This is a genomic window from Heliomicrobium undosum (assembly GCF_009877425.1).
Classification (GTDB): Bacteria; Bacillota; Desulfitobacteriia; order Heliobacteriales; family Heliobacteriaceae; genus Heliomicrobium; species Heliomicrobium undosum.
Map to the genome: position 1 here is coordinate 108773 of NZ_WXEY01000004.1, position 25925 is coordinate 134697.

General features: G+C 59.1%; 15 protein-coding genes. 11 read left to right on the plus strand and 4 right to left on the minus strand.

Features of this window, described 5'->3' with window-relative positions; translation table 11 throughout:
• Positions 1 to 288: 288 nt before the first annotated feature.
• Both GTO91_RS05775 and GTO91_RS05780 read left to right on the plus strand, forming a co-directional pair.
• Positions 289 to 11124 (plus strand): carboxypeptidase regulatory-like domain-containing protein, encoded by a 10836-nt coding sequence (locus tag GTO91_RS05775; RefSeq protein ID WP_161256233.1) that lies wholly within the window; start codon positions 289 to 291, stop codon positions 11122 to 11124.
• A 167-nt stretch (positions 11125 to 11291) separates the two neighbouring features.
• Complete coding sequence (locus GTO91_RS05780) at positions 11292 to 11984, plus strand: SOS response-associated peptidase (RefSeq protein WP_235919199.1); 693 nt, start codon at positions 11292 to 11294, stop codon at positions 11982 to 11984.
• A gap of 193 nt (positions 11985 to 12177) precedes the next feature.
• On the opposite strand, the gene GTO91_RS05785 is transcribed toward GTO91_RS05780, so the two are convergent.
• Positions 12178 to 13359: a copper amine oxidase N-terminal domain-containing protein gene (locus tag GTO91_RS05785; protein WP_161256236.1), complete on the minus strand. Its 1182-nt coding sequence runs from the start codon at positions 13357 to 13359 to the stop codon at positions 12178 to 12180.
• Between the two features lie 456 nt (positions 13360 to 13815).
• Here GTO91_RS05785 and GTO91_RS05790 point away from each other — a divergent pair, with 456 nt between their 5' ends.
• The 9 genes from GTO91_RS05790 to arsA all read left to right on the plus strand — a co-directional run bounded on the left by GTO91_RS05790 (position 13816) and on the right by arsA (position 24099).
• Complete coding sequence (locus tag GTO91_RS05790) at positions 13816 to 15633, plus strand: SulP family inorganic anion transporter (RefSeq protein WP_161256240.1); 1818 nt, start codon at positions 13816 to 13818, stop codon at positions 15631 to 15633.
• 310 nt (positions 15634 to 15943) lie between these two features.
• Positions 15944 to 17050, plus strand: coding sequence for an ABC transporter permease (locus GTO91_RS05795; RefSeq protein WP_170294121.1), 1107 nt, complete (start codon positions 15944 to 15946; stop codon positions 17048 to 17050).
• The gene (locus GTO91_RS05800; RefSeq protein WP_161256243.1) at positions 17043 to 17978 is read left to right on the plus strand and encodes an ABC transporter permease; all 936 of its coding nucleotides are present in this window, start codon (positions 17043 to 17045) and stop codon (positions 17976 to 17978) included. The genes GTO91_RS05795 and GTO91_RS05800 overlap by 8 nt, the downstream gene beginning before the upstream one ends.
• 37 nt (positions 17979 to 18015) lie before the next feature.
• The gene (locus GTO91_RS05805) at positions 18016 to 19041 is read left to right on the plus strand and encodes a BMP family lipoprotein (protein WP_328793737.1); all 1026 of its coding nucleotides are present in this window, start codon (positions 18016 to 18018) and stop codon (positions 19039 to 19041) included.
• 31 nt (positions 19042 to 19072) lie between these two features.
• Positions 19073 to 19660: a nucleoside deaminase gene (locus GTO91_RS05810; protein WP_328793738.1), complete on the plus strand. Its 588-nt coding sequence runs from the start codon at positions 19073 to 19075 to the stop codon at positions 19658 to 19660.
• A 7-nt stretch (positions 19661 to 19667) separates the two neighbouring features.
• The gene (locus tag GTO91_RS05815) at positions 19668 to 21203 is read left to right on the plus strand and encodes an ABC transporter ATP-binding protein (RefSeq protein ID WP_161256246.1); all 1536 of its coding nucleotides are present in this window, start codon (positions 19668 to 19670) and stop codon (positions 21201 to 21203) included.
• A gap of 305 nt (positions 21204 to 21508) precedes the next feature.
• Positions 21509 to 21868 (plus strand): ArsR/SmtB family transcription factor, encoded by a 360-nt coding sequence (locus GTO91_RS05820; protein WP_161256249.1) that lies wholly within the window; start codon positions 21509 to 21511, stop codon positions 21866 to 21868.
• A 17-nt stretch (positions 21869 to 21885) separates the two neighbouring features.
• The gene (gene arsD / locus GTO91_RS05825) at positions 21886 to 22194 is read left to right on the plus strand and encodes an arsenite efflux transporter metallochaperone ArsD (RefSeq protein ID WP_161256252.1); all 309 of its coding nucleotides are present in this window, start codon (positions 21886 to 21888) and stop codon (positions 22192 to 22194) included.
• A gap of 138 nt (positions 22195 to 22332) precedes the next feature.
• Positions 22333 to 24099: an arsenical pump-driving ATPase gene (gene arsA, locus GTO91_RS05830; protein ID WP_161256255.1), complete on the plus strand. Its 1767-nt coding sequence runs from the start codon at positions 22333 to 22335 to the stop codon at positions 24097 to 24099.
• A 144-nt stretch (positions 24100 to 24243) separates the two neighbouring features.
• Here arsA and GTO91_RS18600 read toward each other — a convergent pair whose 3' ends face one another.
• The 3 genes from GTO91_RS18600 to GTO91_RS05845 all read right to left on the minus strand — a co-directional run bounded on the left by GTO91_RS18600 (position 24244) and on the right by GTO91_RS05845 (position 25913).
• Positions 24244 to 24486, minus strand: coding sequence for an ATP-binding protein (locus GTO91_RS18600; RefSeq protein ID WP_161256258.1), 243 nt, complete (start codon positions 24484 to 24486; stop codon positions 24244 to 24246).
• A 225-nt stretch (positions 24487 to 24711) separates the two neighbouring features.
• The gene (locus GTO91_RS05840) at positions 24712 to 24942 is read right to left on the minus strand and encodes a thioredoxin family protein (protein WP_161256261.1); all 231 of its coding nucleotides are present in this window, start codon (positions 24940 to 24942) and stop codon (positions 24712 to 24714) included.
• A gap of 23 nt (positions 24943 to 24965) precedes the next feature.
• Positions 24966 to 25913, minus strand: coding sequence for a permease (locus GTO91_RS05845; RefSeq protein ID WP_161256264.1), 948 nt, complete (start codon positions 25911 to 25913; stop codon positions 24966 to 24968).
• Between the last annotated feature and the right edge of the window lie 12 nt (positions 25914 to 25925).

Below are 25925 nucleotides of genomic sequence, written 5' to 3' on the forward strand. Positions count from 1 at the left end.
TTTTACAAGAAAAAGCACACCAAAAATCTTGTATGTTCAGATGAATATAAATTATGTTTACCGCAAGTTATATTACGCTTGCAAAGGACTTAAAAAACAAACAGCAATCTTTAAAGATATAATATATGAGAAGGAACAATTGCAAACTAATGGAAAATTATTTGACCATAGCGAAAAACTAAGAAGAGAAAAACGGTAGAGTACAGAATTCGCTTTACACACAATACAACCGTGCGCAGATGGGACAGGAAATAGCACTACAGAAAGATATTGGAAGGGGTAGTTGCTTTGCAACAGGAATCGCAGTTCAATCAACGCAAACCGTTTCGTCTAGTGAAGAAAAAAGCGCTCACATCTCTAGCTCTCTTCATTTTGTCATGGTTCTGCCTGTTCTCCTGGTCCGCTTTTCTGAATCCGGCGGATGCCGAAGCCGCAGTCGATGTGGCAGTCGATAACGGCGCCAATGCCTTCCCCGGTGACAAGCTCGCTTTCACCGTCAATCATGCCACGACGGCTGTTTTAGGAAGGACGGAGACACTGGAGATCCGCTTGACCAACCAGTCGCCGGACAAGTGGGCCTACAACATGGGGATCGAAGCGATCCTCCCCGATGGCATCGAGATCGCCCAACTCTCCCAACACACAGCCCCCACGACAGTCGAACTGCTGGACACCAGCGAAAATCCCGTTGACGGAAGGCAGCGGGTCTTTTGGAAAGACGTGAAGGAACTCGCCCCGGCCTCCGGCGGGAGCGGCGAGGAGTTCCGCTTTTACATCACCGTCAAGGTCAGCGAAAACTACCGCGTCAAAGCGCCCGGTCCCGTCGATCCCGAAAACCCAGACGCGGAGGTTCCGCCAGTCCTCCAGCCGGTCCAGTACGGAGAGAACCTGTTGCCGATCATCAATGTCTACGCCAGCACCGACGCGCGCAACTACTACTACGACCAGAACCACCCGACGAATACCCGAACATTGCAGACGTTCACCGTCGTCCCCTTCAAAATGATCATGAACACCAGCCACAGGGAAGAGGTCAAAGGGGCCGGCGCCGATTCGAACGACAGCGACATCTGGCACAAGTTCCCCTTTACCGTTCAGATGATCGCCAACAGCCGTGACGACATATCGAACATCTCCCTGAATGCTGACATGAACGGCGCCCTGCGGGTGAACGGCATCCCGGACGGCTATTCGGTCGCTCCCGCGTCGATTGGAATCGATAATAACCGGAACCAGGTGCGCTGGGATAATCTCACCATCAACAGGGGAGAAACGAAGACCATCACCTTTTATACAGCCGTCTTCAACAAGTGGATGCAGAATGGGCATGAAAACAGCGGCGCCATCATCCCGGACGGCGCCTTGATCGACGGCAATACGCTCCACTACGGCGTCGAGGTGAACGGCCAAGCCTATGGCGGCGACCTGTCTTTCAGCGTTACCGCCAAAGACATCCAGATCAGCCAGTCCTCTTTGAAAGATGACGGACAGAACCGGATCGGCTACGGCGACCGGGTGATCACCCGGATGAGTATCCGGACCAACCAGTACTACCCGGTAACCGCCGTCGCTCTTCAAGAATCCATCGGCGACGGTCATACCTTCCTAGACAGCGCCTACAATGGAACCGGTTATCAGGTAAACGCCCCGGAGGGCGCGCCGCTCAACGTCACCAATTTCACCGGCGACGATCAGAAAGACGGTTTCGGGAAGAATGAACTTCAGTGGGACATCGAAGCGATTCCCGCGAAGAGCCTCGTCGGCATCCAAGTCGACAGCGTCGTCGACAGCCATTGGACCGTCGCCTACAACAGAAGGCCGTTGAACGCGAATGACCAGATCAGCGCCAGCAGCCGGATCGAGGGGACTTCCCAGCCGGGGGGGCCGCTTGACGGCGGACAAGGCCAGACGTGGACGGCTGCCGATAGCGCCGGCTCCAGCATCTCGACGAAGGCCCCAGCCCTTTCCGAAAAAATCACCGCCGTTAACGGCCAAGCGCCTGCGCGCGATGACCAGGCCGCCGTGACCGTCGGCGATGTGGTCAACATCCGCCTTACCTATGACGCCAGTGGGATCCGGGTCAAACAGCCCGGCGTCATGGTCTACAGCTTCCTCCCCGACGGCGCCGAACTGGCCGCCATGGACGAGCAGGGAAACATCTCCGATGCCAGCCTGTCTGCCCTGGCCCTTAACGGCGTTTCCCCCGGCTACGCCAGCGGCATCCGGGCGCTCGTCTGGAATCTGGGAACATTAGATGAAACAACTGGGACGCTCTCCGTCGATGTGCCGGTCCGCATCCGCAACAACCCGGCCGTCGTCAACGATAAGGGCGAAGAGAACCTGGCCAAGCTCTCCTTCCTCAATTCACCGGGACAGGCCCAGAGCGCCGGCGCATCTGTAAGGTTGAACTATGTGGAACCTAAATTGCAATTCAGCCGCACCATCTACCTGAACGACGGCGGCGCCCTCACCCCCGTCGGCGCGAATGCCGCCGTCACCGGCGGGGCAAAAGTGACCATGGAGATCAAACTGACCAGCACGGGAACGACAACCGCCTACAGCGTCAAGTTTGTCGATACCTTGCCGGAGGAGTTGACCAATCCCCAAGGGGAAAACGGCGCTTCCTTCAGCCGCAGCGGCGCTGAACTCACCTTCGATTGTGGCGACCTGGCGTCCGGTCAGGAGAAAACCTTCCGGTACACCGCCGATGTGGTCGACACCATCGGCGCCCTGCGTCCCATCGCCACAACCGGAAAAGCGAACTTCAGCAGCAGCGTTGCCGGCAGCGGTCGACAATACGAGCTTTCCGAGCCCGGCGCGCCCTACTCCAAGCTAGCCGCCCAGACGGCGACGATCACCAAGACCTTCGTCGATTCCGCCACCGGCCATGATGACGACCTGCGCATCGGCGACTGGGTTGTACATAAGATCGAGATCACCCTCCCGGACAAAACCTGGGCCTACAACAGCGTGGTCAAGGACATCATCGACAGCAATCAAAGCTTTCTCAACGCCTACACCGGGTACGACATGTCATCCCATAGCGGAAGCGGGAGTCCCGCTGCCGCGTTTTCCGGAAACACCGTCACCATCACCGGCATCCCCGCGATCAAAGGACCGGGTGTCGCTTACACCTGTTTTATCAAGACAAAGGTCATGGACCTGAGCGGACAGCAGACCCAAACATCCCATGCCACATTCGATTGGGATGACAAAACGGCAGGAGGCGTCAATCACCGGATCACTTCGGCGGACGTGGCCGTCACCGTCAAATCGCCGATGCTGCAAATCACCCTGAGCCCGGGCGCCGGGAACATGGTGGAAGGGGATAGCCGGTTATACACCGTTACCATCAAAAACCGCGGACAGAACATCGCCTACACCTTTCAACCGACCGTCCAAATTCCGTTGAACCAGGGCTTTTCCCTTACGGACTGCTCGGAAGGAGAATACGACGGCAGCGCGAACCGGCTCACCTTGCCGATTGTTGCCCAACTCGCCCCGAATGAAACGAAGACCTACACCTTTACGGCCAAATTGAATCAAAAACTGGGCGCCGGCCTTTTGACAAGTATCACCGCCTCGACAGGGGACTACTACACCAACGACAGCGCCAAGGCGGCGGAGGCTTTAGGTACGCCCCCCGATAAACAAAAACTGACCGCCCTGAACGCCGCCGCGAATATCACCATCCCTTCAGCCACCATCACCCACAGCATCATTGCCACAAGCAACGGCAGCGTCCTCAACAAGATCCGCCCCGGCGACACCGTCACTTACAGAATCACCCTGACGGCGCCCAAAGGCGTTTGCCTCTATGACGGCAAGTTGGTCGAACGACTGCCAGAACTGGCCAAGTTTCAAGTGATCGAATCGCCGCCTGGGACGACATCCAGCGGAACCGAATTGACCATCCCCGTCGGCGATCTGACGCAAACGGATAACGGCCCCCAGACCGTCGAGGCCATAGTGACCCTTCGGGCCAGAACGGATACAACCTTCACCGGGACGTCGCAAACCATCACCGCCTATGCCAAGGCTTCTTGGCAAATGGCTGCCGCTGGCGTTGTGCGCAAAAGTCTCAACGAGGTTTCTGTGCCCCTGGCGGTCATCCAACCGAATCTGACCATTTCCTTTCTCAACAAGGGGAATAACCGTTTTGCCGATGGCGTCGATACCCTTCCCATCACCATCCGGGTAAGTAACACAGGACAGTCGACAGCATACGGGAGCACCTTCCATGTGACGATCCCGGCCTTGATCGAGGTATCCGGCCTTTCGGGCGGCGGCGTTCAGGACGGCGCAAACATCACCTGGAGCGGCAATGACATTCCTGTCGGGGCTTCCCAGGATTACACCTTCAACGCCCGGCTGATCCCCACGGCCGGTTCCGGCGCCAGCGGCATCCGCCTGGAGGCGAAGGTGGACAGTTACCAGTCGCGGGAAGTGGGACTCTCCCCGGCGGTCACCTACGCGCCGGCGAACGTCAAGGATACCCATGACCTGTCCGTGCAGGATCTCCAGGCTGTTTTAACCATCACGGACACGACCAACGGCGGCGACAAGACAAAAGTGCGCCCCGGCGACCAGATCACCTACGAGTTGACCATGACAGCGCCCATCCAGACGACGGCCTACAACGCCGTATTTGATCCGGGTAACAGCGTCCTGGTCGAACAAGAGATCCTTTCCGTAAAAAAAGGCGGGATGGAGATCGCCCCGCTCAATTCTCGCTATCCCCTGGGAAACCTGTCCGGAACGGCAAATACCGTTACGATTATCACCCGGATAAAGACGGAATCCAACTTCGCGACGACCCAGTATGCCAGTTCCCTGAAGGCCAATGTCAGTTACGAGACGGCCCCGTCGGGCGGCCAGTCGAAAGTCCAAAACTCCAGCACGGTCACGATCAGTGTCGTGCAGCCGAAGCTCACTCTCAACCTGAACCCGGATAAAAGTGTCTACGAGGCTGTCTATGACTCCATCCAGCTGACGGGACAGTTGCGCAATGTGGGCTTGAGCCCCGCTTATGACATCGAGGTCAACCAGACCGTAACGGACTTCGTGTACGGCGGTGGCGGCAACGGCACGCCAAGCGGCGCGCAGGGCAGTTGGAACTTCCCGAGCCTCAGCAGCGACGATGGACAGCGGGACATGACCTTCACCGTCCAGGCCGATGATCCCGCCATGCCCGTCACATCGGTGCGCAAGGCGGCCCTCGAAGTGAGCCGGTACTTCTCGCGTCCCGATGGCGATCGCAAGCAATACGATCCCCTTACGGCATCAGTCGACACGATCATCGGCGGCAATCACGCCATCGACATCACCGGCCCTGACGCCAAAGAAGCGGAAGCGGCCACCAGCGTCGATTTCCGCTACCTCTTGAAAAACACAGGCGCCGGTAAGGACCGGTTCCGCCTGACCGTAAATGTGGGGGACACCATTCCCTATGACGCTTCTCTGACCGGTGATGGACAGACCATCGCTCGCGGCAGCGGCGCCAACGGGGTGTGGACCTGGAGGGAGATCGCTGCCCCGCACCAGTCCGTCGGCGGTCCTGAGATCGAGTTGAACGGGGGAGAGACGAAAGAACTCACCCTGACGATCACCCTGCCGGAGCGAGCCAGTCTGGGCGAAAAACTGGTCACCCTCACCGCCCGGGGGGCGCTCAGTGACAAGCGTTATGACGCCCAGACCCGGATCAACGTGACCGGTCAGTCCCTGGACGGGTGGACGGGCAACCATCCCCGTGATGCCTGGCGCTTACCCCTGCTGGCGCCCGGCGAAGCCCTCAAGTATTCCGCCGTCACCGCCATCAACGTAGATCAGGTGAAAGCCGAGTACCAATTTACCGCCGGCGGGCAGAACCATTCGGTGGAAGTGCCCTTGTCGTTGCAAAACGGCGCCACCTATCTCGCCGATCACCAGAAACGCTGGGCCAATGTCACCACCCATCTGCCAGATGACATCCCTGCCGGTGAGGTTTTTGTCACCTTCGCATCCTACGACCAGAACGGGGTGCTGTTGGAAAGAGAAGACGCGAACAGCCCATCGAAAGGCGATAACCCCTTCACCGTCTTCTCCGGCATCGACATCACCGGTCGTGTCACCCGCCCCGATGGCGCCGCCATTCCCGGCGCTGCGGTGACCCTTGCCGATGTGTCTGGGACTGTGACCACCGGACAGACCACGGCGGACGGCGGCGGAAACTTCCGCTTCTCGAATGTTCCCGCCCGCATCTACCGCCTGACAGGGGAACAGGCAGGCTTTAGCCGGAAGGAACTCTTTATCCGGGCCGTGCCGGAAGATCCCGGCATGAGCGCTGTCAACGCAGACATTGTGCTCTCTCCCTTCCAGTTGGCCTTGACGGCCAATCCGATGACGGTCTTGGGAGACGGCGTCTCCGTTAGCCGCGTGCAGGCAGTCATTACCGACGAGCAAGGCAACCCCCAGCCGGGCATCGCCGTCCGGTTTGAGGAACTCCATGGGGAAGGCGCCTTCCCGCAGGGGGCGACGGCGGTCACCGGCGTTGACGGCGCCGCGGCGGTTAACTTTCTCGCCGATAAAATTGAAGGGATTGTGACACGCCACTACTCGATCCGGGCGACTGCCGCCCACTGCGGTCATGCGGACGTGGTTGTCTCGACTGTCCCGGCAGCCATCCGGGGTCAGCTGGTAGACGGGCAAAACCAACCGCTTTCCGGAATGGAAGTGACCGTTGCCAAGGACTTCAACGGCGACGGGACCGTCGACTTCGCTGCTGCCACCGCCACGGGCCACGATGGCGGCTATCTCCTCGGCATCACCCGCTATCAAACCCGCTATGACCTGGAACTGCGCGTCCGAGCAGAAGTCCCCGGCGCAAGCCGCCTGTTCCGCATCGGTCAGCCGGCTGCGGTCGCCGAAGCCGTATATGGGCAGGACCTGTCGATCTTTGACGCTGCCAACAGCCTGGGCGGGTACGTGGCATCCCTGGCCCCAGGTGGGAGCGAGAGCTTCCTCCCGGCAGAGATGAACGAAAAACTGAAGGTTTACCTGCGCGACGCCGGCACTGGCAATTATACTGAGGACAGCCCGGGACACCGGCGCAGCGCAGCTGTCGACGCCGGCGGCGGCTTCTCCTTCGGACAGGTTCCCGACGGCCGCTATCTGGTTGATGTCCGCTATGAACTGGAACCGGGCACGGAGATCACCGTCAATAAAGATCGCCAGGGCCGATTGCCCGAAGTGACCGTCAGCGGGAACGGCCGCGCCGTTTTCGTCAAGACCGTCCTCGACTTGCTCGGCAAGGTCTATGATGTCAACACCAATCAACCGATTCAGAGCGCCCAGGTGGAGTTGTACTACGCCAATACGGAAAACAACGTGCACAACGGGTATACGCCTGATCAACGGGTGAACCTGCCGAGACACAACTATTCAAACTTTGGGGAGAACGCCAATCCGCAAGCCAGCGGGAGCCAGGGAACCTTCGCCTTCCTCGTTCCCGGCGGCGCCGATTACTACCTGAAGGTGATCCGCCCTGGCTATTTCGACTACACCAGCGCGACCATGGCGATCACCGACGCCACTCTGCGCACCGATGTTCCCATGCTTCCCGCTGACCCGCAGACATCGGAAGTCTCGGGCGGTCAGTCAGCATCTTACCGGTATACCCTGAAGAATCCTTCCGCTGCAGAGGATTACTTCCGGATCACCCTGTCCTCGCCCTATCCCGTCGAACTGAAAAAGGGCGAAGAGACCATCGCCCGGGGAGAATACCATGCCGGCCAGTGGACGTGGACAGAGATCGCAGCGGAATACAAGGTGATCGATGGGAGCCAGCGGTCCCACCTGATTGTTCCCCTTCCCGGAAATGGAACGGTAGAGTTGACCGCCGTCGTCACCGTTCCTGTGGGAACTTCTGCGACGCCCAACCAGGCGATCACCCTGACAGCCTCGACAGTTCAGGTCAATCGCGCGGAACAGGACAACATCCGGGTCATCGAGCGGGACACCTATCAGAAGGGTGACGCCGTGGCGGTCCGCGAAAAGGCGCTCGACGGCTGGACAGGCGCAGGACAGGCGCAGCCCTTCAGCGAGCCGGTTCTCGGACAGGGAGACGCCCTGATCTTGTCCGCTGTCAGCACCGTCAACGCCGACAAGGTCATCGCTGAGTACCAGGCTGCCGGTCAAACCCAGCAGGCGGAACTCGCCCTCGTCAACGGCGGACGCTTTGTTAACGATGGCTATAAGCAGTGGGAAAATCGGACACACCGCCTGCCGCAAGACATCACCGCTGGACAATACCGCGTGACCTTCACCGCCCGCAACGCCGGCGACGCCGTCATTCAGACGGAAGCTGCCCCGGCGCAGTCGAACAATACCTTGACCGTCCTCACCCAGGTCGATCTGGTGGGACGGGTGACGGCTCAGCAAGACGGGACGCCCTTGGCCGACGCGGTGGTGACGATTCGCGACGATGGCGGCGTCACCAGAGAGGTCCGGACCGATGCGGGCGGGAATTACCGCTTTGTTGATGTGCCGACGACCCACTACCAGCATGTCGTGAAGAAATCGGGGTACAAGGTGGAGACTCAGGAGAACGTCCGCGTGCTGCCGTCTACCCCCGGACAGCGGGAAGTGGTTGTCAATGCCCAGTTGGTCCGGTTCCAGGCGCTGCTGCAGGCCAACCCCGAGTCGATCATCGGCGACGGCAGGTCAGAGGCGATTTTGACGACCACCGTCCGCGATGAGAACGATCAACCGGTTGCCGGCGTTCCCGTCCGCTTCAGCGCAGGAAGTGGCTCTTTCCCCGACGGGCAGGACGCACAGACCGGCAATGACGGCAAGGCTTCCATCCGGTACCGTTCCTCCCAGTTGGTGGGGACGGAAGCCCAGCGGATTCCTGTCACCGCCGTCGTAAATGATCCCGAAAAACGGCTCTACGCCGAATCGCAGATTTTTATCACCTTCGACCCGGCGGCGATCCAAGGGATCGTGACGAACCAGTCGGAAAACGGCCCTGTGCCGGTCGCAGGCGCCAAGGTCCGCGTCTCCAAGGACTTTGATCATGACGGGCAGATCGACTTTACCAGCGAGATGATCACCGGCGCCGACGGCAAGTACCACATCCTCATCCCCAAAGGCAATGAGGACTACGATATCGAGATCATCAAGCCGGTGCGGATCGGCGGCGTCTTGCGGGAGGTGGCCTTCCCGCAGAAAGTCGCTGTCGGCAACGTCAGCGGTCACGGAGACCAGGCGTTCAATTCGAATAAGACCGCCACCGGCGTCGTGCAGAGCAAGACCACCGACGGCCAGTCTGCGCAACCCCTTTCCGCCGAAGTTCGCGCGCGGACGAAGATCTATCTGCTCAACGCAGCCGGCCAGTATGTCCTCGGCGACAATGGCCTTCCCAAAGGGTTCACCCTCGACGCCAACGGCGTCTTCAACGCCGACGCGCTCCAGCAAGGGGCCTACCGGCTGGAAGTCCGCATGGAGGTCCCCGATGAAAACGGGCAGGCCCGTGAAGTGGTGCTTAACCGGAAAGCCAACGGGGAACTCCCCCGGATCGAAGTCGCCCAGGACGGTCAGATCAACATCACGGAGGAACTGATCGACCCCTACGGCACCATCACCGACGCCGTTACCGGACAGGTGGTGACCGGCGTCCACGTCACCCTTCGCTTTGCCAACACGCCGAGAAACATCGCCAGCGGGCGGACGCCGGGAGGGCAGGTGGTCCTGCCGCCGCTGGTTGGATTTGCGCCCTCCGACAACGCCAACCCGCAATACAGCGACAACTTCGGCAAATACGCTTTCATGGTCTTTGGCAACACCGACTACTACCTGGTCGGCGTCAAAGATGGCTACCAGACCTATACCAGCCCCACCATCTCCGTCAACAGCGATATCGTCAAGTGGGATTTCTCCATGACCCCGTCCGGAGGGGGCGGCGGTGGCGGTGGCGGCGGCGCGAGCGGTGGTTCCGGCGCTGGTGCTCCCGGCGCCCCGCAGGCAAACAACAACGCGCCCACAACGCCAGCGGTGACAGAGCCGGCGACAGGCGGTATCGACCAGCCCGCTATCGCCATCACCAGCGATCGACCGGCCTACCGGGAAGGCGACCCGATCCGATACCGGGTCGACTACCGCGTCCCCGCCGGAAGCGCTACGGCAACGATTACCGTGACCGTTCCCGATGAAACGGAAATCATCGATCCGGCCGGCGGCGCCGTCGACGGCAAGCGCATCACCTGGACCGTGGCAGCAGGCAAGCCTGCCGCCACAACGGGCGCCCTCCAGTATACATTGAGGGCTCGGGAGAGCGTCCTCACAGAAGCGGAACGCTTCGTCACTGAAGATGCTGTCCTGTCCACCAGCGCCCCCGCTGCCCCCGCTTCTCCCAGTGCTCCCGCTACGTCGACGACTTCTACCGTCTCCACCACGCCCACTGTCCCCGCTGCTGCGGTAAAGGCCCAGGCCAGGGTGAGGGTCCTCTTGTTCACCAATCGCTTCGGCGACGGTGCGCACAAGCGGTTGGTCATCGGGTATCCCGACGGCAACTTCGGCCCCTACCGCAACATCACCCGGGCCGAGATCGCCGGTCTATTTGCCCGGCTGACCGGCGTCAACGAGGCAGGCGGCGCTGACTATGCCGATGTGCCGGTGTCCCACTGGGCCCGCAAGTACATCCGAACCGTCACCGCCAAAAAACTCTTCCAGGGGTATGAAGACGGAACCTTCCGCCCCGATGAAGCGATCACCCGGGCCGAACTGGCGGCTGTCGTCGCCAAATACTTCGGTGTCGGCGGCAAGCCCGTCACGCTGCACTTCCAGGACATTGAGCAGCACTGGGCCGCCAATTACATCGAGGAAGCCTACCGCAACCATATCGTCGGCGGCTACCCCGGAAACCTGTTCAAGCCAGACGATAAAATCAGTCGCGTCGAGACGGTTACCATGGTCAACCGACTCCTGGGAAGAGGCCCTTTGACAGGCGTCCCGGCCCAGTTCCCCGACATGCCGGAAGACCATTGGGCATTTGGGCAGGTGGAAGAAGCCGCCCAAAGCCACCGCTACCAGCGGGAGGCTGATGGCACGGAGCGGATGACGGAGGCAATTATCGACCAGATTGAGTAGGTGCACGATGGCCAGCCGGCCCGCGAAAGTCCTAGAAACGGATGAACCCATAAAAACGAATATTGAGGCGATCTTAGGCTGCTGAGCCAATTCAGCGGCCTTTTCTTTTTCTCGCGCAAAAGGCAAAATGATATGGGGAGAAGGAGATCGAGTACAGGAACTCGACAATGGAGAACAACAATGAGGTGATTTACATGTGCGGCCGCTTCACGCTCACCGTTAACCCAGCGGAACTGTTAGAGATACTGGGTGTCCCGACAGCGCAGGAATTCGCGCCGCGCTTCAACATCGCGCCCGGACAAAACATCCTCACCGTCGTCAACCAAGATGGAAACAAGTCCATGAACGCTCGTTGGGGGCTCATCCCCCACTGGGCCAAGGATCCCGCAGTCGGTTACAAAATGATTAACGCCCGGGCCGAGACGCTGGCGGAGAAACCGGCTTTTCGCAGCCTCCTTCAATCAAACCGGTGTCTGATTCCGGCGGATGGTTTCTATGAATGGCAACGGGTTGGTAAACAGAAAATCCCCCATCGCTTCGTCTTGCGTGATCGGGGGGTCTTCGCCTTCGCAGGATTATGTTCGACTTGGCGAGGTCCGAGCGGGGAAGTCGTCAATTCCTGCACGATCATCACTACAGAACCGAATGAACTGGTGGCATCCGTCCATGATCGGATGCCGGTGATCTTTTACCCTGAACAGTGTCTGATCTGGATGAATTCAAAGGTGCCCATGGGGGAAGTGCTGCGTCCTTTTCCCGCTGATAGAATGGAGGCGCACCCTGTGTCGCCGGCGGTCAATTCGCTGAAGGAAGAATGGTCGAAAACACCAAGTCCAATCGTACAGGGGACATTGTTTTAACGTGCTGCCGCTATTTTGCCGCAATACAACGTGTATGAGGAATAAAAGACTGTCTGAATAACGTGAATGAAAAATAACATGAAAAGAAAAACACTGCCCCTTGCCGGCAGTGTTTTTCGGAGATTATCGGTTATTTACCTTGAGCCGGTCCTGTATGCGAACATGCCATATGTTTTAACGGACAAGTAACGGATTACTTAATCACCACTAACTGCGATTCCGGGTAATAGGAGACTTCATTCTTCAAGGTCTCACTGATGAACCGCAGGGGAACAATCATCCGATTGCCGTTGCCGATTTTCCCGGGGGCCTCCAAGGAAACCGTTTTTCCATCGACCGAGGCGGTCGTATCGCCCGCTTTCAGCACGATCTCCCGGCCGTCCTTCGTAATGGTCGCTGTTTTCGTTTCGGGATTCCATTGAACAGTGGCGCCGAGGGATTCCGAGACCGAACGAAGGGGGATCAGCAGACGGTTGTTCTCCACCACGGGCGGTGTGTCGAAGGACGGTTTTTTACCGTTTAAGTAAAAGGTGTAATTCTTAGGTCCCGTCTCTTTCAACACTTCGTTGATCTGTTTGTACACGGTATTATCCGCAGGTTCTACAAGGGCAGCCTGTTCCAGCGATTGGACAGCCTTGACGGGCTCATTGATCTCGGCGAAAAAGTTGCCGACTTGTTTGAAGGCTTTGCTCTTTGCTTCTTTTTTCGAAAGGGTCCGCACATCGTTGAATGTTGATTGGGCAATAGCCGTCAAGTCGCTTTTCACAGTGGCGTCTGCGGTAAGGGCGCTGATCGTCTGGGGATCATTGGCGATGGTGTCGAGGTTACTGGCATCTGCAATGACTTCGGATTCAGAGGGAGGGGTGCTGGGGGTAGCGGTACCAGTGGTCGGAGTGTTGGTATCGGTGCCGGTGCCTGGAGTGGTGGTATCGGTGCCGTCGCCCGGCGTTGTGCTGTCGTCTCCCGTGTCGGGTACGGCGCCGCCGCGACTATCGATCAGTGTGCGCAACGCTTCCTGAGCCCTGGGGCTTGCGCCGTTGGCGACGATGTTCGAATAGGCCCGTTGTAGCCCTTTCTGACTAGGATGGGCCTCGCCGTCGCGAAGCGATTTGGGTCCCTTGACCTTGCCGCTCGCATCCCCTGTCTGAGCGGGATCTCCGGTTTGAGAGGCGCTTCCCGACTTCATCGCAGAACTGCCTGTATTCTTCGCGGCGCTTCCCGGAGCGGCATTGGAATTGCCCTTGCTCGCTGCGCTGTTGCCATTTCCGCCGCCACCACCGCCCCCGCCGCCTCCTTTGGCAAAGGCCATCGTCGTGATCGACAGGCAGAACAGAAGAATCGTCAACACAGACAGGAGTGATTTCCAAAATCGCATCGTTCAACCGCCTCCCAAAATAAGTCATTCCCAAGATGATCTTATAATAATTTATATAAATCCTGCAAGGGAAACGGGTCCTATGTTTAAATCCATTTTGCTACAAGTGATGAAACACAGATAGTTTTGAAACCTTCGTCGGTGTGATAGGGATGATCTGACTCTTGACGTCAGTGAACAGGGAAAAGCTTGATATTCGTATCTATTCGAAAAACGGAGCGATTCTACGCATCGGCCTGATAATCGCATGGTCCCCCATGTGTTCGCCTTTCCAATCCCATCAAGTCCTGGAAACCCGATTGCATATCCCCTAATTTCCGCAATATGATCAATGACGTGCGCGGAAACTTTAGCCGCTTCGGGGATAGAGGTTTCATCTATCTTTTCTGTCGCCATCACCGTCAACGCCGGGAGACGCCGGCACTGCCGAGCCGAACAGGGAAGGATGGATGAACGATGCGTTGGGATGGTCCGTCTCTATTTGAGGCCGTGAAAAAACGGTTGATCGCGGGCCGCATGGCTGGTTATTCGCAGGAGCAACTGCAAAAGGACATTGTCGCCGGCATCACGGTGGGCCTGGTAGCCATACCGCTCGCTTTGGCCTTTGCCATCGCCTCTGGGGTAAAACCGGAACAGGGGATCTACACAGCCGTCGTAGCTGGGGCGCTGATCGCCCTCTTCGGCGGTTCCCACGTCCAGATCGGCGGACCGACGGGCGCCTTTGTGCCGCTCTTGTTTTCCATCGTCGTGACTTACGGCTACGAGAACCTGATGATCGCTGGCGCTATGGCCGGCCTGATCCTGATCTTCATGGGCATGACCCGCATGGGCGCGCTGATCAAGTTCATTCCCCGTCCGGTCACGGTCGGTTTCACCGCAGGCATCGCGGTGATTATCTTTTTCGGGCAGATCGACACCTTCCTCGGCTTACAGGGTGTCGTCAAGCATAAAGAGTTCCTAGACAACGTGGCGGAGTTGGGCCGGCATCTGGATACAGTCCAGTGGCAGAGCATCAGTGTGGCCCTCGTCTGCCTGATTTGCCTGCTCTACTCGCCAAAAATCCTGCCGGCGGTGCCCAGTCCCCTTGTTGGCATCGTTGTTTCCACCATCTTTGCCCAAGCAGCCTTTGGCGGCGCTGTCGAGACGATCGGCGCCAAGTTTGGAGAACTCTCCGCCGGGTGGCCCGCTTTCCAATGGCCCGCCTTCAACCTGGAGAAGGCCCAGCAGATGCTGGGGCCGGCGCTGACCATCGCCGCTCTGGGCAGCATCGAGTCGCTGCTCTCTTGCGTCGTCGCCGACGGTATGACAGGCAAGCGCCACGACAGCAACCGCGAGTTGATCGGTCAGGGAATCGCCAACCTGATCGTGCCCTTTTTCGGCGGCATCCCGGCGACCGGCGCCATCGCCCGGACAGCGACGAACATCCGCAGCGGCGGCGGCACGCCGATAGCGGCGTTGGTCCATTCGTTGACCGTATTCCTGCTCGTGCTGCTTTTCGCCCCCTTCGTCTCCCAGGTTCCCCTGGTCAGCATGTCGCCGATTTTGATGCGTGTCGCCTGGAACATGAGCGATCGCCGCGAGTTCGCGCACCTGCTGCGAACCACCCGCAGCGACGCCATAGTGCTGCTCGTTACCTTTGGGATGACGGTCGTTTTCGACCTGACCGTCGCCGTCGGCGCCGGGATGGTCATTGCCGCCGCCGTCTTTATCAACAACATGAGCCAGTCCTTGGCGGTCCAGAAGGTCCTCCCCGACCCGCAGCAGGGGGAGAAACTGGCGCCGGAAGCGGTGACGCCCATCCATGACTGCCCCCATATCGCCATCTACACCATCGACGGGGCGCTCTTTTTTGGGGCGGCTTCCCTTTTTGAGAAAACGCTCAGTGAGTGCATCAACGCGCGGCCCAAGGTGCTCATCCTGCGCATGGGACATGTGCCCATGATGGACGCCACCGGCGAGATGGTCTTTGAGGAGATCGTCCGGGCTTTCCGCAAGCGCGGCGGTATCGTCCTCGTCACCGGCTTGAAGCCGCAGCCGGAAGCACTGCTGCGCACATCGGGCCTTTATGATCAGATCGGAGAGGCCCATGTTTTCCAGCGTACAGGACAGGCGATCACTTTCGCCTTGACCCGCATCGGCCTGCAACGCTGCGCCGGCTGTCCCCACCAGGCTTTTCACGAATGCGAGGAACGATCAACGGCGTCTATGGTTGGATCAAACAAGGGGGTAAGCAAGCCTGAGCGACTAGTGCCGGAGCCGGGGCGGCAGTCTTAAACCCGGCATTTAGGAATGGCGCCGGCTCGCCAGCGCCTTGTATTGCTTCCGTGCAGGATAAAAGAGAAATGAAATCGCACTTGTGCATGTTGACAGTTATAACATGCATGTGGTTATAATTACATATGTCGAATTGGCTCGAAACAGAGGTTTTGCACGAAGAACTTCTCCCCGTTTTTTCTTGGTCGTAATCTTGGTCGTGAGATTGGGTGATAGAGAAAGGGGGCAACGGCGCTCTGAAAATGAGTAAATACTCATTTCCGGGGCGTTTTTTGTTTTCTCGAAGTAACAAGCGTGAGGTGGGACGTCCTTGCAGTGGAAAAAACACAAGACCTGGCTTATCCAGACGGGCATCCTGGCCGGCGCCCTGGCCGGGGCGTTGCTGGTGGGGGCACTGTTCCTCGTTCTCGCCAAATCAGACCCTTTGACAGCGTACGGCGTCCTTTTTTCCGGTCCCTTCAGCAGCCAGTTCGGCTTTACGGAGACCCTGGTCCGGGCGACGCCGCTGCTGCTGGTCGGCCTCGGCATTATCATCTCTTTCCGTAGCGGCATCATCAACATCGGCGGTGAGGGGCAGATCCTGATGGGCGCCGTCGCAGCGGCGGCTGTCGCCCTGGCCCTGCCCGGTGTGCCCGCGCTGATCGCCCTGCCCCTGGTCTTTCTCAGCGGCGCCCTGGCCGGCGCTTTCTGGGGGGGAATCGCCGGCTGGCTGAAAGCGCGGTTGCAGGTGAATGAAATCCTCAGCACAGTCATGTTGAACCAAATCGCGGCGCAGATTTACCTCTTTTTGATCCGGGGCTTTCTCATCGATCCCCAGGAGGTGGCCTACGGGACGGGCGTACCCCAGACGGCATTGCTCCCCGACGGGCTCTGGCTGGAGCGGCTCATCCCCGGCAGCCGCCTGCATACAGGCTTCCTGCTCGCCGTCGCCCTCGCGGTCGTCGTCTACATATTCCTCTGGAAAACGCCCATCGGCTTTCGCCTGCGGGCTGTCGGCGCGGGGCCGGAGGCGTCCCGGTACGCCGGGATCAGCGTCTCCCTCTATACGGTGTTGGCGATGGCTCTCGCCGGCGGCATGGCCGGGATGGCTGGCGCTGTCGAGGTGGCCGGCCTGCATCACCGTGCCTTGGAGGATATCTCGGCAGGGTACGGATTCAGCGGCATCGTAGCCGCCCTCTTCGGCCGCCTCCATCCCATTGGCGCCATCCCTGCCTCGATCTTGATGGGCGCCCTCATCCTCGGCGCAGATATGATGCAGCGGGCCGTTAACGTTCCCGCCGCCATCGTCATCGCCATCCAGGGATTGATTATCCTTTTCGTCGTCTCCAGCGATATCCTGCTGCGCAAGCCCGAGTACCTGAACCGCCTGAAGAAGCGTTTCTTCCCCATGAAAGGAGGCGCCCAGTCGAATGGATGATGTGGCAAGCCAAAGTATTATGATCGGCATCCTGGCCGCCGGCATCCGGCTGGCGACGCCCTTTCTGCTCGCTGCCCTGGGTGAGATGTTCGTCCAGCGCTCCGGCGTCTACAACCTGGGCGTCGAAGGCGTCATGCTGATGGGGGCCTTCCTCGGCTTTTTCGTTACCCTGACCGCCGGCAATCCTTATATGGGCCTGCTCACCAGCCTTGCCATCGGCGCCGTCATGGGCCTTTTGATGGGGCTTGTCAGCGTGACGTTGAAGGCGGAGCAGGGGATCAGCGGCATCGGCCTCTATATGCTCGGCTGGGGACTGTCGGGGCTCTTCTACCGCCTCTATGTAGGCGGCATCACCGGCATCGAGGGCCTGCAACCCCAGCCGATCCCCCTCCTGGAAAAAATCCCCGTCCTCGGGCCGGTGCTTTTCCAGCACAACATCATCGTATACCTGGCCTTTTTGCTGGTGCCATTGGCCTGGGTCGTCCTCTTCAAGACCTCCTGGGGGCTCAAGGTGCGGGCCGTCGGAACGACGCCGGAAGCGGCTGACACGCTCGGTGTCAGCGTGGACAAGGTCCGCTACCAGTGCCTCATTCTCGGCAGCATGCTGGCTGGTCTCGCCGGCGCAGCACTGACAGTGGGCAACACGCACATGTTCGCCGACAACATCACCGCCGGTCGGGGCTTCATCGCCATCGCCCTCGTCTACTTTGGCCGATGGAACCCTTGGGGCATCCTGGCCGGTTCGCTCCTCTTCAGCATGGCCGACTCCTTCCAACTCTTTGTCCAGGTGCTGGGCATCCAGTTCCCTTACGAGTTGGCCGTCATTATGCCCTATGTGGTCACCATCATCGCCCTGGCTGTCACCTTCGGCCGCGTTTGGGCGCCTGCCGCGCTGGGCAGGCCCTATGAACGCGGGTCCAGAGGATAGCGTATTTCCCACTACATATTACAAGGAGGAACTGGTCGTGAAGAAACCGAGTTGGATCCGCCGCGTCGCCTTGGGCATGGTCGCCCTCTTCACCGTCGGCCTTGTCGCCGGCTGTGGCGGCGGGCAGCAAGCCGCCGCCCCGAAAGCAGAGGAAAAGGTGAAAATCGCTCTGATCCTGCCGAGCACCATCGATGACGCCGCTTGGGCCCAGTCCATGTACGAGGGCATCAAGGCCGTCGAGACCAAGATGGGTAAGGACAAGCTGGAACTGCGCGTCTCCGAGCGCCTGTCCAAGCCGGTTGACGCCGGCGCTGCCATTCGCCAGGCTGCCTCCGAAGGCTTCAGCATTGTCATCGCCCACGGTTCCCAGTACCAGAGCGTCGTCCAGGAAGTGGCCAAGGAGTTCCCCAAGACCACCTTTGCCTACGGCACCGGCTTCCAGTCCGGCCCGAACATCTTCGCCTATGACCCGCAGGCCCAGGAAGGCGCCTACCTGCTCGGCTTCCTCGCCGGAAAGCTGACCAAGTCGAACATCGTCGGCATCGTCGGTCCCGTCGAAGCCGGCGACGCCATCAAGTACAACAAGGGTTTCGAACAGGGCGTCAAGGCCGCCAATCCCGAAGCCAAGCTGCGCATCGCCTACACCGGCTCTTTCGGCGACATCGTCAAGGCCGGCGAACTGGCCAAGACCCACATGGATGCCGGCGCTGATGTGATCACCGGATCGTCCCAGCAGTCTGTCGGCGGCATCAAGGCCGTCGCCGCCAAGCCGGGCGCCTACTGGCTCTCCACCGACATGGACCAGAGCAGCCTAGCGCCCGAGACGGTCCTGGCCGCCCAGGCCTACAACTGGGAAAAAGTCGTCACCAAGATGATCGAACTGCGCAAAGCCGGCACCCTCGGCGGTCAACACCTGACCATCTCCTTCGCCGAAGGCAACCTGGACCTGAAGATCAACCCGAAACTGGCCGACAAGATCCCTGCCGATGTGAAAGCCGCCGTCGATAAGGCGAAGGACGAAATCGTCAAAGGGGCACTGAAGATTGAGGTTTCCAGCAAGTAAGCTCTGGCAGACGTGAAAAGGGAGACGGAACGTGAATCTTAGCAAGCACCCTTGCAAGCTAACCCATGACCCATCACAAGACCCATCCCATGAGTCGGTCCGAGAAGAATCGTACGAACTTGTTCACGAGCGATTGATGCGGGCGGCCATCGCTGTCGCCCGCCGCTCGCGGGAAAAGGGCAACCATCCCTTCGGCGCCATCCTCGTCGATGAGCGTGGCGAGATCCTCCTGGAGGCGGAGAACACCGTCGAGACGGAAGGCGACTGCACGGGACACGCCGAGACGAACCTGATGCGCCTCGCCTCGAAAGGCTACGACAAAGCCTTTTTATCCCGCTGCGCCGTCTACACCAGCACAGAGCCCTGTGCCATGTGCGCCGGCGCCATTTACTGGGCTGGCGTGGGCCGCGTCGTCTTTGGCATGCGGGAAGCGGCGCTCTTCGAGATGACCGGGCGGGACCCCAAAAATCCGACACTGCAACTGCCCTGTGAAGAAGTCTTCGCCCGCGGCGGGCAAACCGTCTCCGTCATCGGCCCTGTGCTTGAAGAAGAGGCGAGAGCGATCCACGCCGGCTTTTGGAATCCCACTTCGAACCCTAACCCCGACAGGGAAGGATGAGCCTGCCATGACGGAACCGATCCGCCAACTGGAGATGCGCGACATCACCAAGCGCTTCCCCGGCGTCCTCAGCAACGACCGGGTGAACATCGAGGTCCGTGCCGGCGAGGTGCTGGCCCTGCTGGGGGAGAATGGCGCTGGCAAGACCACCTTGATGAACGTCCTCTACGGGCTCTATGCGCCGGAAGAGGGGCAGATCCTGCTGAACGGGCGGCCCGTCACCATCGGCTCGCCGAAAAAAGCCATCGAACTGGGCATCGGCATGGTCCACCAGCACTTCATGCTGGTGCCCACCTTGACGGTGGCCGAGAACGTGGCCTTAGGCCTGGAAGGCCAGGGGATCTTTCTTAAATTAAATGACGTAAGCGATCGCATCCGCGCCATCTCGGCGGAGTACGGCATCACCGTCAACCCCGACGCCTACGTGTGGCAACTGAGCGTCGGCGAGCAGCAGCGGGTGGAGATCGTCAAGGCCCTCTTCCGGGGCGCCAGTCTGCTTATTCTCGACGAGCCGACAGCGGTGCTGACGCCGCAGGAGGCGGAAGAATTGGTCAAGGTGCTTCGACGGATGGCCGAGCGGGGCGGCGCGCTGATCATCATCAGCCACAAGCTCCATGAGGTGATGGCCGTCAGCGACCGCGTCACCGTCCTGCGGGACGGCCGCGTGGCCGCCACCCTCCGGACAGCCGACACGTCTCCGGAAGAATTGGCACAGCAGATGGTGGGCCGGGAGATGCATGTCTGGGAGCGGCAACCGGCCAAGGCGGTCGGCCAGGCCTTGCTCGAACTGCGGAACCTCACGGCGACGAGCGACAAAGGCACTCCGGCGCTGCGCGGCGTCGACCTGAACATCCGGGCCGGTGAGATCGTCGGCATCGCCGGCGTCTCCGGCAACGGGCAGAAGGAACTGGCCGAGGTGATCGCTGGTTTGCGCGCCGTAACAGGAGGCGAGGTCCTCTTGAAAGGGCGCAACGTAGCCAACTGCTCGCCCCGGGAAATCCTAAAGGCGGGCCTCGGTTATGTTCCCGAAGACCGCCTCCATGTGGGCACGATCCCGTCCTTCAGCAACTGGGAAAACCTGATCCTCAAAGACCACGGCGACGCCCCTTATGCCCGGCGCTTTATGCTGCAAGGGAAGACCATCCGGGAGATCTGCGGTCGGCTGATCGGCGACTACGGCGTCAAGACGCCCGACCAGGACACCTGGACAGGGCGGCTCTCCGGCGGCAACATCCAGCGCCTGATCCTGGCCCGCGAGATCACCCGCGAACCGGCGGTCCTGGTGGCGGCCTATCCGACGCGCGGCCTCGACATCGGCGCCACCGAGTACGTCCATACGAAGCTGATGGAGATCCGCGACAAGGGCATGGGCATCCTGCTCATCTCGGAAGATCTGGAAGAGTTGATGAACCTGAGCGACCGCATCGCTGTGCTCTATGAAGGCCGCTTGGTGGCGGTCATGGATGGAGCCGAGGCGGATGAGAACCGCCTGGGGCTGCTGATGGCCGGGATGGAAGCCACCGCAGGGCTGCAGTCAGCGTAGGGAAAATGGATGAGAAGCAAGTAATTAACAGCCTCCATGAGCTGCCGCCGTAACACAATCAGCCCACAAAGCCCAGGCAAAACAGTGCTCACAAACAAATTCGTAAGGGACCGTAAATAGACAGACCCTTTATATGAAAGAATAGCTAAGCGACCCCGCAGCCCCGCCAGTCCCAACTGGCGGGGTTTTATTTCCGGCGCGCGGCGTAACGGCCATTAGTTTCCATTGCACACTCCTTGACAAACGAATGGCTCAATCTTAATATATCTATATATAGCCATATAACAATATATCAAGGAGGACCTATGCTGCCTCTCTATCTCAAAGTCATGAAAGCCTTGGGCGACACATCAAGGGTTCGCATCCTGAAAATGCTCGAGCACAAGGGCGAGCTCTGTGTTTGTGACATGATCAACGTGCTTGCCCTCAGCCAACCCACTGTGTCCAACCATCTCGCCTTATTAAAAGAGGCCGATCTGCTCAAGGATCGCAAAGAAGGCCGCTGGGTATATTACTCACTGAATAGGTCTGCCAACGTCTACGGGAAGACCCTTCTGGGACAGTTGCAGGAATGGATGAACGACGAACCGGTCTTTATCGAAGACCGAAGACGATTGGACCAGATGGATGACAGCGGTTGTGCCCTTGATGAGGAAAAAAGATGAGAAAGCAGGGACAAAAGATGAAAAAGCTTGACGTCTACGAACCGGCCATGTGCTGCTCCACCGGCGTATGTGGACCGAGCGTCGATCCGAAGCTGGTTCAATTCGCCCAAGATGTGCGTTGGCTGGAAGCGCAAGGGGCGACAGTGAATCGCTATAACCTCGCCCAATCGCTGCAAGCCTTTGCCGACTCGTCGCTCATTCGCGCCGCCCTGGAAAAAGAGGGCAACAAGGCGCTCCCCGCTTTTGTGATGAACGATGCGATTTTGTTGAAAGGCCGCTATCCGAGCCGGGATGAACTGGCCCAGTGGTTCGGAATCGGAATGTAACCATTGAAGTGTAACGAACGTAACGCAACGAACTTGAACAAAACGATCGGAACGCAACCATTGGAACGCAACCATTGGAACGCAGCCATTGGAAGGCAACTGTTGGAACGCAACAATAGGAAGTAAGGGGTAGACAATATGAAGCGCTTTTTTGAGCCTTCCAGCGTTGTCACGACACGGTATCTCTTTTTTACCGGCAAAGGCGGCGTCGGCAAGACCAGCATTTCCTGCGCCACAGCCGTTCACCTGGCCGATAGCGGAAAAAAAGTCCTGCTCGTCAGCACCGATCCGGCGTCTAACTTGCAGGATGTCTTCGGGATGGAAATTGAGAATCGCCCCACAGCGATTCCGCAGGTAAAGGGCCTCTTTGCCATCAACCTCGACCCGGTCGAAGCAGCCCGCCAATACCGGGAAACTGTGATCGCCCCTTACCGGGGCGTGATGCCTGAAGCGGTTTTGCAAGGCATCGAAGAGCAGCTTTCCGGCGCTTGCACCGTCGAGATCGCCGCCTTTGATCAATTTGCCAAACTGATCGCCCAGCCCGACCTCACCGAGGAGTATGATCATATCCTTTTTGACACGGCGCCGACGGGACACACCCTGCGGCTCCTGCAACTGCCGCAGGCCTGGACGGATTTTCTCAAGGACAACATGCACGGCGGGTCCTGTTTGGGCCCCTTGTCCGGACTGGCCGACAACCAGCGGCTTTATGCGGCGACCTTGGAAAACATGACTGATCCGGCCCAGACCAAGCTGGCCCTCGTCACTCGACCGGAAAGGACGGCCTTGTTGGAAGCGGCGCGCGCTTCCGAAGAGTTGGCCGCACTGGGAATCGCCCATCAGCACCTGATCATCAACGGACGATTCGATTCGGATGGGCAGGACCCATGGGCACAGGCCTTGCGCGCGCGACAACAGCAGGCCATCGAGGGGATGCCGGAACGGTTGAAGGGATTGCCGGCTGACAGCGTTCCCCTGATGCCCTTTGGTTTGACGGGGATCGAAAACCTTCGCCGGATGACCGGTGGGGAAATCGCGTTGTCGGGAGATGCATCGCTGGCTTCGCCAGAGGCGCCTGCCCTGCCCCCGCTTTCGGCCGTCGTCGATTCAATCGCAGCCAAGGGCAACGGAGTGGTTCTGACAATGGGGAAGGGCGGCGTCGGCAAAACGACGATGGCTGCGGCGATCGCCGTCGGTCTCGTGGAAAGAGGCTACTCCGTTCACCTGACGACGACCGACCCGGCGGCCCATTTGTCCCATGTGCTGAATGATCCGATGGATGGCGCCAAATGGAAGGTGAGCCGCATTGATCCGGCAGCAGAGACGGAGACATACCGGCGGGAGATCCTCGAACAGGCGGCCCAATCAATGGCAGCCGATGAACTGGACTTCCTCGAGGAGGACCTCAACTCGCCCTGCACCGAGGAGATCGCCGTCTTTCGCGCCTTTGCCCGGGTCGTTGACGATTCCAAGTTTGATTTCATCGTGCTCGATACGGCGCCGACCGGCCATACCCTGTTGCTGCTCGACGCCGCCCAGGTGTACCACCGTGAAGTGGAGCGGACCCATGGCGAAGTCCCGGAATCAGTGCGGAGGCTGTTGCCGAAGCTCCGCGACAGCCAGTTCACTCATGTGGTCCTGGTGACACTGGCGGAAGCGACGCCGGTTCTGGAAGCGCAACGGCTGCAAGCGGACCTGCGAAGAGCCGCGATCACCCCGTCCTGGTGGGTAATCAATCAGAGTTGGTCCCATGTGCCGACGACAGATCCCAGCCTGCGCGGCCGCGCACAGGCGGAGCAGGCTTGGATAGAACAGGTGCAGACCTTGGCGGAGCGTACTGCGATGGTTTCCTGGCAGGCAGAGGAGCCGGTGGGAAGCCGGCAGTTACAGGCGCTGCTTCGGTAGCCATCCATGGCAACGCCAAACGGCAACTACAAACGTCCCGTCTTGGCGACCATCTGTGGATTAGTCGGCGGCGAAACAGTCACACACGGTTTCGCCGCCTTTTGTAAATTCTTTAGTTGTTGCATGATCATGACGTGCAATCGATCAGCATGGCTTAGTGCAACAGCACCCACCGCTTTGTTGACGTCCGTTATCACCTGCATAGGAAATCGCCCCAGAGGAACAGCGTTTTTGACAGCCACGGCAACCGTGAACACAACCAACAGGAAAAATGACGACGGGCTTACTGTTGTCATTGCCATAAACGCCATGAGAACAATGGTTGATACATACACCGCAACCTGTGCAACGCTCATAATCAATCACAGGATACCATGTTTCAGACATATCTCTTCCTCCTCATCATTGTGATCAGGCATTCGAGAGCATAAATAAAGCGAGCAAGATCAGCAGTCCCCCGGCGCCGCGTTCTAGCCCAGGACCCCATGCGGTGATGCGGGGGATCAAACCGGCAGTATCCAGTCTGCAAAATCGAGGACTGGCCGACCATTGATGAACAAGGTCGGCCAGTTGCATTGACATGTCAGTTGCAAGGGATTGGCAAAAGCGCGCTCAGCCCAAAAAGCCCTTTACCTCAGCGGCGGAAGGAAGCCGCCCCGAAACCTTCACCTTCCCGTCAACAACCAGGGCCGGCGTCGCCATGACGCCGAAAGACATGATCGTCGGGAAGTCAGTCACCTTTTCCACTTTCGCTTCCTTGCCCAGTTCCTGGAGCGTTTGCTTGACCAGCCCTTCCAACTGGTTGCATTTGGCGCACCCGGCGCCCAAGACCTTGATTTCCATCGCGATGTTCCTCCCGTTATTTTTTATAGGATGGCGTTAAAGAGATACCCCACAAAGGTAATCGTTACCGCCATGATCCCCACGAACACACCGATCAACTTCGGTTTCAGCACCTGCTTCAAAATGATCATCTCCGGCACGGAAAGGGCGGTGACAGCCATCATGAAGGCGAGCACCGTGCCCATCGCCATGCCCTTTTCCATCAACACATGGACAATCGGAATCGTTCCTGCCGCGTTGGAGTATAAGGGAATACCGATGAGCACCGCCAGCGGCACGGCGAAGAGGTTGTCCGGACCGGCATAACGAACCAGGAAGTCCTCCGGCGCGTACCCGTGAATCAAGCCGCCAATGGCGATGGCGACGATGACATAGATCCAAACCTTTTTGAGTATGTCCTTCGTGTATTGCAGGGCATAGTCATGACGCTGTTGCCATGTGAGCGATTCAATCTCTGTGTCGGGCAGTTTGATCTGATAGACATACTCGGCAACCTGATCCTCCATCTTGGCCCGGCCGATCATCATCCCGCCGACGACAGCCACGGTCAAGCCGGTGGCCATGTAGATGGCGGCGATTTTCCACCCGAACAACCCGAACAACATCACCAGGGCGACCTCGTTCACCATCGGGGAAGAGATCAGAAAGGAGAAGGTGACGCCCAGCGGCACGCCTGATTCGACGAGTCCGATAAACATGGGGACGGCCGAGCAGGAGCAGAAGGGGGTGACTACGCCTAGCAGGGCGGCAACAATGTTGCCCACAAACTCGCGTTTGTGGGACAGGATCTTTTTCGTTCGCTCTGGAGGGAAGAAGCTGCGGATAATAGAGACGGTGTAGATGATCACCGTCAACAGGAAGAGGATTTTCATGACGTCGTAAATGAAAAAGTGCAGCGCTTCCGTGAGGTGCTCTCCTTTGGTGAGGCCGATCCACTGGTATACAACGAGGTCGGCAATCCATTCAAACATGGTTTCCATCTC

Coding starts and splice junctions, on each gene's coding strand:
- GTO91_RS05780 (WP_235919199.1), top strand. CDS start 11,292: ATGGAGAACAACAATGAGGTGATTTACATGTGCGGCCGCTTCACGCTC.
- GTO91_RS05785 (WP_161256236.1), bottom strand. CDS start 13,359: ATGCGATTTTGGAAATCACTCCTGTCTGTGTTGACGATTCTTCTGTTC.
- GTO91_RS05790 (WP_161256240.1), top strand. CDS start 13,816: ATGCGTTGGGATGGTCCGTCTCTATTTGAGGCCGTGAAAAAACGGTTG.
- GTO91_RS05800 (WP_161256243.1), top strand. CDS start 17,043: ATGGATGATGTGGCAAGCCAAAGTATTATGATCGGCATCCTGGCCGCC.
- GTO91_RS05815 (WP_161256246.1), top strand. CDS start 19,668: ATGACGGAACCGATCCGCCAACTGGAGATGCGCGACATCACCAAGCGC.
- GTO91_RS05820 (WP_161256249.1), top strand. CDS start 21,509: ATGCTGCCTCTCTATCTCAAAGTCATGAAAGCCTTGGGCGACACATCA.
- arsD (WP_161256252.1), top strand. CDS start 21,886: ATGAAAAAGCTTGACGTCTACGAACCGGCCATGTGCTGCTCCACCGGC.
- arsA (WP_161256255.1), top strand. CDS start 22,333: ATGAAGCGCTTTTTTGAGCCTTCCAGCGTTGTCACGACACGGTATCTC.
- GTO91_RS18600 (WP_161256258.1), bottom strand. CDS start 24,486: ATGTCTGAAACATGGTATCCTGTGATTGATTATGAGCGTTGCACAGGT.
- GTO91_RS05840 (WP_161256261.1), bottom strand. CDS start 24,942: ATGGAAATCAAGGTCTTGGGCGCCGGGTGCGCCAAATGCAACCAGTTG.
- GTO91_RS05845 (WP_161256264.1), bottom strand. CDS start 25,913: ATGTTTGAATGGATTGCCGACCTCGTTGTATACCAGTGGATCGGCCTC.